The sequence below is a fragment of the Sulfurimonas sp. HSL-3221 genome (assembly GCF_021044585.1).
GTDB lineage: Bacteria > Campylobacterota > Campylobacteria > Campylobacterales > Sulfurimonadaceae > Thiomicrolovo > Thiomicrolovo sulfuroxydans.
Genome location: NZ_CP087998.1, coordinates 1649570 through 1662234, shown reverse-complemented (window position 1 = coordinate 1662234; position 12665 = coordinate 1649570). Strand labels below are relative to the sequence as shown.

Sequence of the window (12665 nt, the reverse complement as noted above, 5' to 3'; positions counted from 1 at the left end):
CTCCCATCTTGCGAAAAGGGCATTCTAGCCTTCCCTGACCGCCTTGATCCTCAGCCGAACGTAATCGACGCGCCACTCCTCCGCTGCAGTGTACAGTGTCGGCACCAACAGCGTCCGCACCTCCTGTTTAAAACGGGAGACCTGTTCGTTATCCAGGTGGGCGACGATGCCGTTGGCGAAAAGAGCGAGCCAGTGGGCGATGTCGTCTACGGGCGTCGGCCGCGGGATCAGTTCGGCGGAGGTGACCCTGAACCCTTCCGATTCCAACAGCGCCCTGTACTCGGCATCGGTCGGGAAGTACCAGGGGTTTTCAAAGGGGCCGAATTCGGGATGCCGTTCAAAGACCCTGGCCATCGCTTCGACGACCTGCGCCGCATTGCCGTGCCCGCCGAACTCGGCGACAAACCTGCCGCCGGGTTTCAGCGCCTGCCGGATCTGCCGCACGGCCGTGCGGGGCTCCGTGACCCAGTGCAGTACGGCATTGGAAAAGACCGCGTCGAAACGCTGCTCAAACGGGAGACGTGTCGCGCTCATCACATAGGCGTCGATCCCCTTGGCCTTGGCGCTTTCGACCATGTCGGCATTCAGATCGACCGCCACGACGTCGGCGCCGCGCTTTTGGATCTCCACGGCGAGGCTCCCTTCGCCGCAGCCCAGGTCGAGGATCGTTTCGCCCGCTTTCGGCGAGAGCAGTTCCACGACGGGGAGCGCCAGCGCCGAGACGAAACCGGCATGGCGGGCGTAATGCGCCGCACTCCAGCTGTTGGTCTCCGCGGGCTGCGCCATCTGCTCGTAGATCGCGCGCACTTCGTCGGCGCCGATCTCGCCGCCGCGCGCCTCGGAGCGCTTTTTCACGGCATCCGCGAGTGCCGTCTGCTCTGAGGCGGGGACCTCGATGCCGTAGCACTCCTTGAGAACGTAGGCGACGCCCCCCTTGCCCGACTGGGAGTTGATGCGGACGGCATCTTTATAGGTGCGTCCGATATCGGCCGGGTCGATGGCGAGGTAGGGGACCTCCCACGCATGCGTGTTGCTGGCGCGGCGGTGCTCCATCCCTTTCTTGATGGCATCCTGGTGGGTGCCCGAAAAGGCGCTGTAGATCATGGCGCCCACATAGGGGTGACGTTCGGGTACTTCGGTACCGGTGATCACCGTGATCCGTGCGAGGACCTCGTCAATTTTCCCGACGTTCAGCCGCGGGTCGATGCCCTGCGCGTAGTAGTTGAAGGCCATCGTGACCAGGTCAACGTTTCCGGCGCGCTCGCCGTTACCGAGCATCGTCCCCTCGACGCGCTGCGCACCCGCCAGGACGGCCAGTTCGGCGCTGGCGACGGCGCAGCCGCGGTCATTGTGCGGATGCACGCTGATAATGACGCTCTCGCGCTGCGCAATACGCTCCCCCATCCACTCGATCCGGTCGGCGTAGATATTGGGCGAACCGGCTTCGAGCGTATTGGGCAGGTTCAAAATCATCGGGGCTTCCGGTGTCGGCCCCCACGCGTCGATGACGGCGTTGGAGACCGCCAGCGCGAAGGGGAGCTCGGTCTGCGAAAAGCTCTCCGGCGAATACTCGAACACGACTTCGCCGTCAAATCGCTCCGCTTCGCGCCTGACCCACTCTGCGCCCTGCACCGCCAGGTCGATGATCGCCTTTTCCGTGCGTCTGAACACGACTTCGCGCTGGTTCTCGGCGGTCGGGTTGTACAGGTGAAAGATGATCCGCTTCGCACCCCGGAGCGCCTCGAAACTGCGCACGATATGGCGTTCGATGGCGGGCACGAGGACACCGACGGTAACGTCGTCCGGGATCATCTCCCCCTCGATCAGCCTGCGGCAGAAATCGAACTCGGTCTGCGACGCGCTGGGATAGGCGATCTCGATCTCTTTGAAGCCGAAATCGACCAGGGCCTGAAAATAGGCGACTTTTTTGGGGATATCCATCGGGTTACGGAGTGCCTGGTTGCCGTCGCGCAGATCGGTACTGGCCCACACGGGGGCAACGTCGGCGGTCTTGTCCGCCCAGGCTCTTTTCTCCATGGTCACGGCCGGGTAGGGCCGGTATTTGGTATACATAGCATTTTCCTTGACAATAAAAAAAGAATGCCTACATACGGGCGCAAGACGCCCTGGAAGGCAAAACAGAAATCAAAAATAAAAGAGGGTGTTTATAGAGAAAGAAGTAGGCGTAGGAGAAGGGCGCGGTTCATCGCTGTATGGGATGGTGATGCGTGCCGGTAAAATCGGTCGTTACTATGTGTCATAGTCTTCTCCTTTGTGAAATGATTTCACCATTATACATGAAATAAGCGGGGCTTGTATGGTGACATAGACATTTCGGGCCTTTCGGCCGCGTCTGTGCCGCACTGGGCGCGGCCTTACTCCGCGATGGAGATTTTGCCGCGCGACAGGGAAATACTCCCGGAAGCTTCGAGCTTTTTGAGGTTGCGGCTGACCGCCTCGCGCGAAACGCCCAGAATGGAGGCGATCTTGTCATGGGTGATATGCAGGGTGTCCTTCCCCTGTACATAGAGCCAGTTGAGCAGCCGCTGGTCGAGCTGGTCGAATTTGATCGACTTGATGAGGTCCATCAGGGTGCCGATCCGTCTGCCGCAGAGTTCAATCTTGAAGTTGCGGTAGCTCTCGGAGTTGTTGATCAGCCACAAGATCTTTTCCCTCGGCACCAGCCACCCCTCGATGGATTCGTCGACGACCGCGGACGCGAGCGCTTTGTCGGACGTGACGGTACTGAACGTATTGACCAGGCACTGTTCGCCGGGGGCGATATAGTACAGGGTCATTTCGCCGGCGGCGACGCTCTCCGGGGAGAGATAGACTTTCACCTTTCCCCGCTTCAAAAAGAGGATCTCCTCGCAGACGTCGCCTTCGTAATAGAGGATGGTACCGATGGGCAGTGCGACCGGTTTGGAAGCCGCTTCGATCATCTGCCGCTCCTGCGTGCTCAACTCCTTGAAAAATTCGTACTCCAGTAAATGCATCCCCGCTCCTTTTCGAAATTCATTTTACACTATTTGCACCGGTGAAAGCGTCTTTGGGCCTACAGGATACGGCAAGGGACTACCTTTTTCTGTGATTGTGATCACGCTGGTAGGATACAGGGGCGTGCAGCCACGCCTGTTTTCTGCCGAGTGCACGATAGGCCCGGTAGAAGAAAAAGAGCGTCAGTCCGGCCGTACACCAATGAATTGCCGCGGGAGGAAGTAAGGGGCTCATGTCGATCAGTACTCCGTCCCCGGGTTGGAGGCCGAAGCCGAAAAGCGCCGGCAGCCTGAAGCCGTAGTAGATGGATACTGTGCTTGCTGCGCTCAAAAGGTGCAGCGCGTTCCCGGGCAGCTTCAAGCGCAAAAAAAGATAGACGAGCGCACTGAGCGCGCCAAAAAAGAGCCCGGGGGTATAGACAGCGAACAGTGACGCCGCATCCACGGCATTGTGCATATCCGGGACGAAAAACCATCCATAGACAAATCCGGGAAAGAACCCGGCGAGTGCAAAGGAGGTGAGTTGAGCGATCCGGGAGCCCCGTCCGGCCGCGACGGCTGCACCCGGTGTCCGGTCCGGGCAGGGGGCGGTGCAATGGGTGCAGACGCGGCAATGCGCGTTCGTCGGGGGTGCGCAATTGTCCGTCGCGTATATTTTTTCCGCGGGGAACACCGGGCAGAGCCCCGAACACCATCCGCTTTTCCCATCAAAGAACCACCCGGCGGCGGCAGCCGCGATACCGGTCCCGGCCAGCAGCGAGAGGGTGGCGGCGGCATTGAGATCGAAAACGGCGTGCCTCAGCGGGATGACGGTCAGCAAAACGGCCACGGCGGAGAGACGCAGCCATTCATGCTGGATGCGCCCCGGTTTGCGGCGCTTTGAAGCGCCTGCATGTTTCGGCAGCAGCGAAAGGGTTGCCAGGGGGCAGACGTTGCGCCACGTTCCTATGGAGAGGAAGAGGATCATCGGTGCTGCCGGGATGAGAAGGTTCCAAAACAGGTCCAGCCCCAGTGCCGGGTGAAAGAGCAGGGCATAGATCAGGAGGAGGGCATAGGCCCCCAGAAAAGATTGCGCTATGCGCCAGCGCAGCAGGCCGGCGTTCATTTCTGGATGCTTCTGATGTAGTGCGCCAATCCCGACATCTGTATTTTCGAGAGCCGCTCCTTGAAGACCGGCATCGTCCCGATCGCTCCCTTTTTCCCGTTGCTCAGGACGGTCGCCACCAGGGTATCGCTGTAGGTTTTGAGGTTGGGGGCCACAAAGGCGATGCCTTCGCCGCTTTTATCATGACACGAGGCACAGACGGACCACCCTTTGGGCGCTTCCCCCTGCATTCCTTTTGCGACGAAGCGCGCGATCGCTTTCGCTTCACTCCCCTCGAGCAGCCCCGCCGGCATGCCCGACGGATAGACGCTCCTGAAGTTGTTTGAGCCGTTTTCGATGACGTACAGTACGGATTTTTCCGCGATGCGATAGGTGTGGTTCTGCGCTTTGCCGTTGTTGCCTTCCCCGTTTTTGCCGTGGCAGGAGGTACAGTGGATCGTGTAGAGCGATTCACCGATGCGGGTGAGCTGCGCTTCGCTTTTTTTCTTTCTGTCGGCGTGGAGATTGTAGTGATTGACATCGTCGATGTAAAAGGCCAAAAACAGCTTGGAGGCGAGGATGGTGAGCATCAACACGAATCCGGCTACGATAAATTTCATTTTCAGTGCTCCTTGGGTGGCATGGAGATCACAATGTACCCGCATCCGGTGCACCGATATGTGATTCGGATCACATAAGAAAATCGGCGGATCGAATAGGATTGTCCGTCAAGGAGTTGAAAGATGAAATACCTGATGATCTTCTTGCTGGCGCTGCATCTCATTGCCGGCGATGATGAAAACCTGATCCTGCTGGCGTATGAGAGCGGACTGCAGCCCGTACCGGCACGTTTTACGGGACTTATGCTCCTTCTGGATGAGGAGCCCGAAGCGTTTTCGGCCGAAAAGGTCGCGCTCGGCAAAAAGCTTTTTTTTGACAGGAATCTGTCGCTGGGACGGGATGTCAGCTGTGCGTCGTGCCACCGCTTCGACAGAGGCGGTGCCGACGGGCGTCCCACTGCCGTCGGCCATTTACGGCGTGAGAATCCGTACCATCTCAACACGCCGACGGTATTCAATACGGCCTTTTCGAAAAAACTGTTTTGGGACGGCAGGAGCGAGACGCTCGAGGATCAGGCCAAGGGCCCTTTGCAGGCTCCTTTTGAAATGGCCATTACCCCGAAGGCGGCGGAGAGAAGGGTCCGGGCCGACGGGGAGTATGCCGGGCGGTTCAGGGCGGTGTACGGCGGAAGGGGGGTGACCTTCGACACCATTGTCGACGCGATTGCCGCTTATGAAAAGACCCTTCAGACAAGGGGGCGATACGATGACTTTTTACTGGGGTATACGGATGCGCTGAACGCGGGGGAGAAAGAGGGGCTGAAGCTCTTCATCACCAAAGGGTGCGTGGGGTGCCACAACGGCATCGGTCTCGGGGGTCAAGCGGTGCGAAAGTTCCCGCTCTCCTATCACGGGATCTGGAGCTTGGGACGTCCGAAACAGATCGACAGGCTCAAGAAGAGGTACTCTTTTGCCGTCGAAGCGTTGCGCCGGAGGGCATTCGAAGATGACGCGGCGCGGCTGCGGTACCTGAAAGCGCAGTTGGGAGAGCGCGATCTCGTACTGCTCGAAAACGGCTTTTTTGACCGCATCGATGCGAACGAACGCGCAGCGGTCATGACATTGTCGGGGTGTTCCGCGTGCCACACGGAGGGGAGCCGCGGCATCAAAGAAGCGCTCCTACCGCAGATTGCCTTCCCTTTTGAGAACCGGGGAGGCTTTACGGGTGCGCCAAACAGATACTTCAGGGTGCCGCTGCTGCGCAATGCCGTCAAAACGCCTCCCTATTTTCACAACGGCAGTGTCAAGAGGCTTGAAGAGGCGATCAGGGTGATGGGAATCCACCAGCTCAGAACAAACCTGACCGAAAACGAGATCGGGAAGATCGTTGCGTTTTTGAGGGCCGTGGACGGCGCCCCGGTCACGTATGATATTGCAGCGCAAAACGACATGCGTAAACGGGTTCGGGGAAAGGAGAGTAGTAATACCGGACGCTAGGGGGCCTCAGAGGGAGATGCTGCCCGTGAGATACGTGACGGCGCGTCCGGAGATGAGCACCCTTGTTCCGGCCAGCTCGCACCGCAGTTCACCGCCGCGGGGGGAGACCTGCCTGGCATGGAGTGTTCTTTTGCCGAGCCGCTTGGCCCAGTAGGGGGTGAGCTGGGTGTGGGCGGAGCCGGTAACGGGATCTTCGTCGATGCCGAAGTTGGGGGCGAAGAAGCGGCTGACGAAGTCGTAGCGTTCATCCCGCGCCGTGATGCAGACCCCCCGTAGGTCCAGGGCGCGGAGCGCAGCGTAATCGGGGGTGAGTTTGGTCAGATCCTCTCCGTCGGGAAAGACGACGATATAGTCGCTGCCTTTGAGTACTTCGACCGGCGGCTTTCCGAACGCGGTAACGATCTCCGGCGGCACGGGGACGGCCAGGGGCGGTTCGGAGGGGAAATCGAGGGCGAGATATTCGCCTTTCCTAGTGACGTGCAAAGCCCCGCTGCGCGAATCGAAGGTGATGCTCTCTCCCTTGTAACCGAGGTGTTTGAAGAGCACATGGGCCGCCGCCAGCGTGGCATGCCCGCAAAGGTCTACTTCCGTCGTCGGGGTAAACCAGCGGATACGGTATCCCTGGGCCTCTTTGACGAAGAAAGCCGTCTCGGCAAGGTTGTTCTCCGCGGCGATCCACTGCATCATTGTATCGTCCATCCATGTCTCGAGGGGGCAGACGGCGGCGGGGTTGCCTTCGAAGATGTGCGCGGCAAACGCGTCGATTTGATAAAGGGGGATTGTCACAGTGCTAGGCCTTTGGATTTCATTGGTCCAAGATTATAGAACGAACGAACGTTGTTGTCAAAACCGGCCGGTTACTTTGTCGTGCCGGATGATGGCAAAGCGGTCGCCTCTTCGACGAGGAGGCTGGAGACCTCAAAGCTCGCATCGATGAAACGGGCGCCTTCGATGCTGCGAAGCTGCCGCCGTTCCGTCGGAGTGTCGATCTTCATAATGATGTCGGGCTGTGCGGTAAAGGCACGGACAGCCTCGCCGATCAGGCGTTTGTTGTGTTCGCTGTTAACCGTCAAAATCACGGCTTTGGCGCTGTCAACATTCAGCGATTCTAGTACCGGGCGTTTGTTGAGGTGGCCGAAGTAGGCCATGTAGCCGAGTTTGCGGGCATGCAGTACCTGCTTGAGGTTGTCCGTGATGACGATGAAGGAGACGCCCTTGGCCTGAAGGTCCGCGCAGACGATCTTGCCCAGTGTCGAAAAGCCGGCGACGACGATGTGATTGCTGCGGCCGATCGGGGTGATGACGTCGGATTCGTAAAACTCTTTTTCGAAGTAGGAGGAGAGTTTGTAGATGTTGTTGACGACGAGGGGGGTAAGGATCATGGAAATGACGCTCACAAGGATCAGGAAGCTGGCGGCTTCACTGCTGATGAGTTCCTCCGCCCCGGCCAGGGCGAAGACGGCAAAGGAGAACTCCCCGATCTGCGCAAGGGCAAGGGCGCTCTTGGCCGAGGTGTTCTTGTCGTTGTTGAGACGGATAATAGCGTAGATGACGGCAGCTTTGAAAAGCATGGCCAGGACGAAAACGAAAAGGATGAGATGGATATGCTCCAGGAAATAGAACAGGTCAATCTTGGTGCCGACGCCGAAAAAGAAGATGCCCAGCAGCAGGTCCCGGTAGCTGGCGATATCCGATTCGACCTTGACGCTGTAGTCGGTATCGGCGATGATCATCCCGGCGATGAAGGCCCCCAGCGAGTAGGTAAAGCCCATCCCGTGGGCAAGCAGGGAAGTGCCGATGACGATGGCGAACACGGCGCCGAGAAAGAGTTCATCGAGTTCCGTACGTGCGGAGAATTTCAACAGGGCATTGACGCTCTTCGCCCCGACCGTGAACATGACGGTGATGACGATGGCGGCCGACAGTGCCGTTTTGAGCAGTACCTCGCCGATGGAGAGGTCATGGTTGGAGAGGAAACTGATCAGCAGAAGGATCGGGATGACTGCCAGATCCTGGAAAATCAGGATGCCCATCGAGATCTGCCCGTAAGGGGTCAGGATGTCCTTGGACTGTTTGAGGTAAGTGAGGACGATCGCCGTCGATGAGAGCGAAAAGGCCAGGGCGACGATGAGCGAGGTATTGAAGTCCAGGCCGAAAGGAAAATAGGCGAGGACGAAAATCACGAGGACGCTGAGGGAGACCTGCAGCAGACCGTTGGTCAGGAGAATCTCTTTCATGCTTCGGATCCGCCCGAGGCTCAGTTCAAGCCCGATGGTGAACATCAAAAAAACGATGCCGAATTCGCCGACGACGTCGAGGGTAAGAATGCTCAGCCCGTTGAAACCGAAAAGGTAGCTGATGATCGTCCCCGTGAGGATATAGCCGATGAGGTGGGATATGCCCAGGCGTTTGAGCAGGATGCTCAGTACGGCGGCGATGGCAAGGGTAAGAAAGATTGCCAGTAGTAATTGGTCCATGCTGAAAGTATAGGCTGTATTTATTTTATTTGATCGAAATCCCTGTATAAAAATGGCGCATCTTCCGGTATGTTCACGTGCTGACCTATGTAAAATGGTGTGTAAAAATGAAATAGAGCGTTAAAAAAAATGGCAATATGCTAAATAAATTGATTGATTAACTCAAAATAACTATAATACACTGTATATATTATGATAAAGGGGTGCTGATGATACAAGAGCTTTATAGTAAATTGTCGGCAATGGATTGGAACTATCATGTGCTGCAAAAGCCGGAGTCGGGCGTCATAACGATGCGGGCCACTTCTATGGATCCGCAGGGGGTTCTGGAGGTGATGCGGATCCGGGAGATCGCCGAGGAGTTCCGGCTCTATACCAAGTGGGACGGTCAGGATATTGTCATCGGGCGCAAAGAGGAGTAGCGGCTGCGTGAAAGAAGGTGGCAAAGTGCCCTGTTAACCGCCCTGTTATCAGATTCTTATTACAATGTGCCGACAAGAATCATGAGGGATTTTAATGGCGCAACAGCGGAAGAAGAGTGCTCCTAGGAAGCGTGCGGCCGGGGGAAAGCCCCGGCGCAAAAAAAATACATTTACCTATACGCTGCTCAAAGGAGTGATCTTTTTGCTGATCGCCTTTATTCTGGCGGCGGGAGGCTATTTCTTCGGTTACCAGAAGGCGAAGCAGGAGCATCGCGGGGCGCTGCTGACGGAGCGTCAGCACAGCGCCGAACTGAAGAAGGCGCTTAAAAAGGCAAAAGCGAGAACGGCGAGCCATGAATATGAAAAAGCACCGCCGCGACCGGCAGCACGGGCTGAGAAAGTCGAACCGGAATCAGGGGAGAAACCGATGATGGCCATCATATTCGATGATGTCTCTTTCGCCCATGACGTCCGCAATATCAAAGCATTAAACCTGCCGGTGACGATGTCTTTCCTTCCCCCCTCCAAACGCCACCCCGATTCGGCTGCGTTGGCGGCCAAGCAATCTTACTATATGGTCCACCTTCCGATGGAGGCGGTCTCCTTTTCGGCCGAAGAGCCTTTGACACTGCATGTCGGGGATGACGAGACAGTGATCGATGAACGTATCCGGCAGATCAAGAACCTTTTTCCGAAAGTCGCCTTCGTCAACAACCATACGGGAAGCAAGTTCACCGCCGACCGGGATGCGATGGAGAGACTTCTTTATGCGCTTGACCGGGAAGGGATCACCTTCATCGACAGCCGTACGACCGGCAAGACGGCGGTACCGGCTCTGATGAAGTCACTGCACCGTCCCTACATCAGCCGCGACGTTTTCCTTGATCACGACCCCGATGTCGGCGCGGTGAAAAAGCAGGTGAGCCGTGCGGTGAAGATCGCGAAAAAGTACGGTTCGGTCGTCGTAATAGGGCACCCGCACAAACAGACGCTCCAGGGATTGGAAGAGTCCAAGGCGCTTCTCGAGTCGGTGCAGCTGGTGCGGATCGACACATTGGCGGCATACGAAAGCCATGAGTGATCTGCTTTCAGTGAAGGTCCCCGCCCTCGAGGCGATGCGGAAGTATCCGGAAACACTCTTTTTCGAGGGCAATACGGCGCTGCTCTCAAGGGTCAAGCTCTCCATTGTCGGCTCCCGGCGGGCGGACGGATATGCTCGCTTCATCACGTCGCAACTGGCATCGAAACTTTCGCAGGCAGGAGTCTGTATCGTCAGCGGCGGCGCGATGGGCATCGACGCGACGGCCCATGCGGCGGCGGGCGCGGCCAATACGATCGCCGTGCTGGGCAGCGGGATCGATGTACGCTACCCGGCGACGAACCGCGCCCTGCTTGACAGCATTGCGCACGAAGGGTTGCTGCTCAGTCCCTTTAATGACGGTTTCCAGGCGACGCCCTGGAGCTTTGTCGTCCGCAATGAGATTGTTGTCGCGCTGGGCGATGCTCTGATCGTCACCCAGGCCGATGAGAACAGCGGCAGTATGCGCAGCGTGGAGCATGCCCTGCGCATGGGAAAGAAGATCTATGTCCTTCCCCACCGTATCGGCGAAAGCGAGGGAACCAACCGTTTGCTAGAAGAGGGGAGAGCGGAGGCGATCTACGATATCGACGCCTTCGTGGCGCGTTACGGCGAGGCCACACGCTGTGTCGGCGACCCTTTTTTGGAATATTGCCGAACCGGACCGACCTACGAGGATGCCGTACGTGACTATCCCCAGGAGGTCTTCCGCTACGAACTCGAGGGGAAAATCGCCATTACGGCGGGCCGGATCAGCGTTCTTGTGTAATTGATGGGCAGGCAGGAACCCTCTGTCGCCATAACATTTTTTTGATGTGTTAAGGAAAGATTTAACCGCGATAAGCGTATGATGTGTAGATGTTTCTCTCCAAAGGATGGCAGATGCGCAGCACGGAATACGGTATCGACGACCTCTTTTTGAAACGGTTCTCCCCCAAACATTTTCTGGACAAACCCCTGGGAGAGAAGGACCTCTGTGCCGTCTTGGAAGCCGCGATGACGGCACCGTCTTGCTTCAATGAACAGCCGTGGCGTTTTGTTCTGGGGCCGAAAGAGGATTTCCTCGAGATTCTCAGCACGAAAAATGCCGATTGGGCCGTATCCGCTCCTCTGCTCATGATGGTCTGTTCGACCCAGACCTTCTCTTACAACCGAAAACCGAACCGATGGCACGCCTTCGACAGCGGCACGGCGATGGCTTTTCTGATCGTCGAAGCGTCCAAACGCGGCATCTATGTGCATCCCATGGGCGGGTTCAGTGCCGACAGGGCGAAAGAGCGTTTCGGGCTCATGGGTCTCGAACCCCATGCGGTGCTTGCCCTGGGCTACAGCGATGAGTCCCATACCATGACGCCGCGCCTCGGACTCGACGAGATCGTCATCGACTGTCGGGAGAGCTAACGGCTCAGTGGTTGCACATCGCTTTGAAACCGGTCCAGTAGAGTTTGAAGGGGTCGTATTTCAGTGCGACGAGGCGCGCGAGAATCGCTTCGCGGTCCCGGTCCTCCAGCACCGTGTCGCGGGCGAGGACCCAGAGGTACTTGCGCTGGGGGTCGCCGACGACGGCATAGCGGTAGTCGGCGGCAAGCATGATGATCCAGTAATCGCCGTAGAAGGGCCAGAAAAAGCTCACCCGCAGTTTGGCGTTCCCGCTCGCTTCGACAACACGGGCTTCTCCTCTCGCCTCATCCTTTAACCTCCCGGCGTCGTCATAGCAGCGGTTGACGACCGCGACATGATCCGCTTTCAGCCGGTACGTGGCCGTCGCCCCGACACACCCCTCCTCGAAGCGGTTTTCATAGCGGGCGATCTCGTGCCAGAGACCGCTGTAGCGCTCCAGGTCGACATGCTCGACGGTGGGGAGGAGTACAGGGGCTTTCTGCTGGCAGCCCTCCAGGAGGGTGATGAGCACTGTCAGTGTTAAAAGTGTCAGGAGTTTCGTCATGGTCTCGCCGTTTGATGGTGGAGTGTGCGCCATTTTACCATTTTCGCGCACATGCGCTCTGCTATAATCGATGCCACACTATGCAAAGGATGCTTATGAAAATCGCAACCGTCTTGGGCGTATTGACACTGCCCGCTCTTCTGCTCACCGCCGCCGACGTCGTCCGGATCGAGCGTATGGATCTCGGCCTCGCCTCGGAGATCGCCAAGCGTGCCGTCGAGGCCTGCCGGCAGGAGGGGTACTGGGTCAGTGCCGTGGTGGTCGACCGCAGCGCCAATGTCCAGGTGGTGATGCGCGATACCTATGCAGCGCGTTTTACGATGCAGATCGCCGAACAGAAAGCCAACGCGGTGATCATGGCGGGGACGGATACGACGACCTTTGTCGCCAAACGCAGCGACATCCGTAATGAGCTGAACAACATCGAGGGGCTGATCATGATGGAAGGAGGCTTGCCGGTCAAATCGGGGGATACCCTGATCGGTGCCGTCGGCGTCAGCGGCGCACCCGGCGGCAAGCTGGACGCTGCCTGCGCGGCGAAGGCCCTCGCATCGCTCAAGGAGCGGCTGGCGTTCGCACTGATGGATGACAACGAGTAGGGCGGGG

General features: G+C 57.9%; 13 protein-coding genes. 6 read left to right on the top strand and 7 right to left on the bottom strand.

Annotation, left to right across the window (positions count from 1 at the left end):
* Window positions 1-24 precede the first annotated feature (24 nt).
* The 4 genes from LOH54_RS08575 to LOH54_RS08560 all read right to left on the bottom strand — a co-directional run bounded on the left by LOH54_RS08575 (window position 25) and on the right by LOH54_RS08560 (window position 4700).
* The gene (locus LOH54_RS08575; protein ID WP_231018491.1) at window positions 25-2073 is read right to left on the bottom strand and encodes a 2-isopropylmalate synthase; all 2049 of its coding nucleotides are present in this window, start codon (window positions 2071-2073) and stop codon (window positions 25-27) included.
* A gap of 302 nt (window positions 2074-2375) precedes the next feature.
* Window positions 2376-2996, bottom strand: coding sequence for a Crp/Fnr family transcriptional regulator (locus tag LOH54_RS08570; RefSeq protein WP_231018490.1), 621 nt, complete (start codon window positions 2994-2996; stop codon window positions 2376-2378).
* 79 nt (window positions 2997-3075) lie between these two features.
* Window positions 3076-4101 carry a hypothetical protein gene (locus LOH54_RS08565; RefSeq protein WP_231018489.1) on the bottom strand — a complete coding sequence of 342 codons (1026 nt, stop codon included), beginning with the start codon at window positions 4099-4101 and terminating at the stop codon, window positions 3076-3078.
* Window positions 4098-4700: a c-type cytochrome gene (locus LOH54_RS08560; RefSeq protein ID WP_231018488.1), complete on the bottom strand. Its 603-nt coding sequence runs from the start codon at window positions 4698-4700 to the stop codon at window positions 4098-4100. Before LOH54_RS08560 ends, LOH54_RS08565 begins: the two co-directional genes overlap by 4 nt.
* Window positions 4701-4823: 123 nt before the next feature.
* On the opposite strand from LOH54_RS08560, the gene LOH54_RS08555 reads away from it, so the two are divergent.
* Window positions 4824-6137 carry a cytochrome-c peroxidase gene (locus LOH54_RS08555; protein WP_231018487.1) on the top strand — a complete coding sequence of 438 codons (1314 nt, stop codon included), beginning with the start codon at window positions 4824-4826 and terminating at the stop codon, window positions 6135-6137.
* Between the two features lie 6 nt (window positions 6138-6143).
* Here the strand turns inward: LOH54_RS08555 and LOH54_RS08550 are convergent, their stop codons facing one another.
* Window positions 6144-6923, bottom strand: coding sequence for a PhzF family phenazine biosynthesis protein (locus tag LOH54_RS08550; protein WP_231018486.1), 780 nt, complete (start codon window positions 6921-6923; stop codon window positions 6144-6146).
* Between the two features lie 71 nt (window positions 6924-6994).
* On the bottom strand, window positions 6995-8614 hold the full coding sequence (locus tag LOH54_RS08545) for a cation:proton antiporter domain-containing protein (protein WP_231018485.1): 1620 nt from the start codon (window positions 8612-8614) through the stop codon (window positions 6995-6997).
* 242 nt (window positions 8615-8856) lie between these two features.
* On the opposite strand from LOH54_RS08545, the gene LOH54_RS08540 reads away from it, so the two are divergent.
* The 4 genes from LOH54_RS08540 (at window position 8857) to LOH54_RS08525 (ending at window position 11515) form a co-directional block, all read left to right on the top strand.
* Window positions 8857-9036 carry a hypothetical protein gene (locus tag LOH54_RS08540; protein WP_231018484.1) on the top strand — a complete coding sequence of 60 codons (180 nt, stop codon included), beginning with the start codon at window positions 8857-8859 and terminating at the stop codon, window positions 9034-9036.
* Window positions 9037-9130: 94 nt separating this feature from the next.
* Window positions 9131-10117: a divergent polysaccharide deacetylase family protein gene (locus LOH54_RS08535; protein ID WP_231018483.1), complete on the top strand. Its 987-nt coding sequence runs from the start codon at window positions 9131-9133 to the stop codon at window positions 10115-10117.
* Window positions 10110-10883 (top strand): DNA-processing protein DprA, encoded by a 774-nt coding sequence (locus tag LOH54_RS08530; RefSeq protein WP_231018482.1) that lies wholly within the window; start codon window positions 10110-10112, stop codon window positions 10881-10883. The genes LOH54_RS08535 and LOH54_RS08530 overlap by 8 nt, the downstream gene beginning before the upstream one ends.
* An 89-nt stretch (window positions 10884-10972) precedes the next feature.
* Window positions 10973-11515: a nitroreductase family protein gene (locus LOH54_RS08525; RefSeq protein ID WP_231018481.1), complete on the top strand. Its 543-nt coding sequence runs from the start codon at window positions 10973-10975 to the stop codon at window positions 11513-11515.
* 4 nt (window positions 11516-11519) lie between these two features.
* Here the strand turns inward: LOH54_RS08525 and LOH54_RS08520 are convergent, their stop codons facing one another.
* Window positions 11520-12059 carry a lipocalin family protein gene (locus LOH54_RS08520; protein WP_231018480.1) on the bottom strand — a complete coding sequence of 180 codons (540 nt, stop codon included), beginning with the start codon at window positions 12057-12059 and terminating at the stop codon, window positions 11520-11522.
* Window positions 12060-12154: 95 nt separating this feature from the next.
* Between LOH54_RS08520 and LOH54_RS08515 the strand changes: the two genes are divergently transcribed.
* Entirely contained in the window at window positions 12155-12658 is a 504-nt protein-coding gene (locus tag LOH54_RS08515) for a GlcG/HbpS family heme-binding protein (protein WP_231018479.1), read from the top strand.
* The last annotated feature ends 7 nt before the right edge of the window (window positions 12659-12665 follow it).

Excerpts from the sequence above, each read along its gene's own strand:
- LOH54_RS08525 (WP_231018481.1), top strand. The coding sequence starts at position 10,973 with ATGTTTCTCTCCAAAGGATGGCAGATGCGCAGCACGGAATACGGTATC.
- LOH54_RS08530 (WP_231018482.1), top strand. The coding sequence starts at position 10,110 with ATGAGTGATCTGCTTTCAGTGAAGGTCCCCGCCCTCGAGGCGATGCGG.
- LOH54_RS08565 (WP_231018489.1), bottom strand. The coding sequence starts at position 4,101 with ATGAACGCCGGCCTGCTGCGCTGGCGCATAGCGCAATCTTTTCTGGGG.
- LOH54_RS08570 (WP_231018490.1), bottom strand. The coding sequence starts at position 2,996 with ATGCATTTACTGGAGTACGAATTTTTCAAGGAGTTGAGCACGCAGGAG.
- LOH54_RS08540 (WP_231018484.1), top strand. The coding sequence starts at position 8,857 with ATGGATTGGAACTATCATGTGCTGCAAAAGCCGGAGTCGGGCGTCATA.
- LOH54_RS08520 (WP_231018480.1), bottom strand. The coding sequence starts at position 12,059 with ATGACGAAACTCCTGACACTTTTAACACTGACAGTGCTCATCACCCTC.
- LOH54_RS08545 (WP_231018485.1), bottom strand. The coding sequence starts at position 8,614 with ATGGACCAATTACTACTGGCAATCTTTCTTACCCTTGCCATCGCCGCC.
- LOH54_RS08560 (WP_231018488.1), bottom strand. The coding sequence starts at position 4,700 with ATGAAATTTATCGTAGCCGGATTCGTGTTGATGCTCACCATCCTCGCC.
- LOH54_RS08555 (WP_231018487.1), top strand. The coding sequence starts at position 4,824 with ATGAAATACCTGATGATCTTCTTGCTGGCGCTGCATCTCATTGCCGGC.
- LOH54_RS08575 (WP_231018491.1), bottom strand. The coding sequence starts at position 2,073 with ATGTATACCAAATACCGGCCCTACCCGGCCGTGACCATGGAGAAAAGA.
- LOH54_RS08535 (WP_231018483.1), top strand. The coding sequence starts at position 9,131 with ATGGCGCAACAGCGGAAGAAGAGTGCTCCTAGGAAGCGTGCGGCCGGG.
- LOH54_RS08515 (WP_231018479.1), top strand. The coding sequence starts at position 12,155 with ATGAAAATCGCAACCGTCTTGGGCGTATTGACACTGCCCGCTCTTCTG.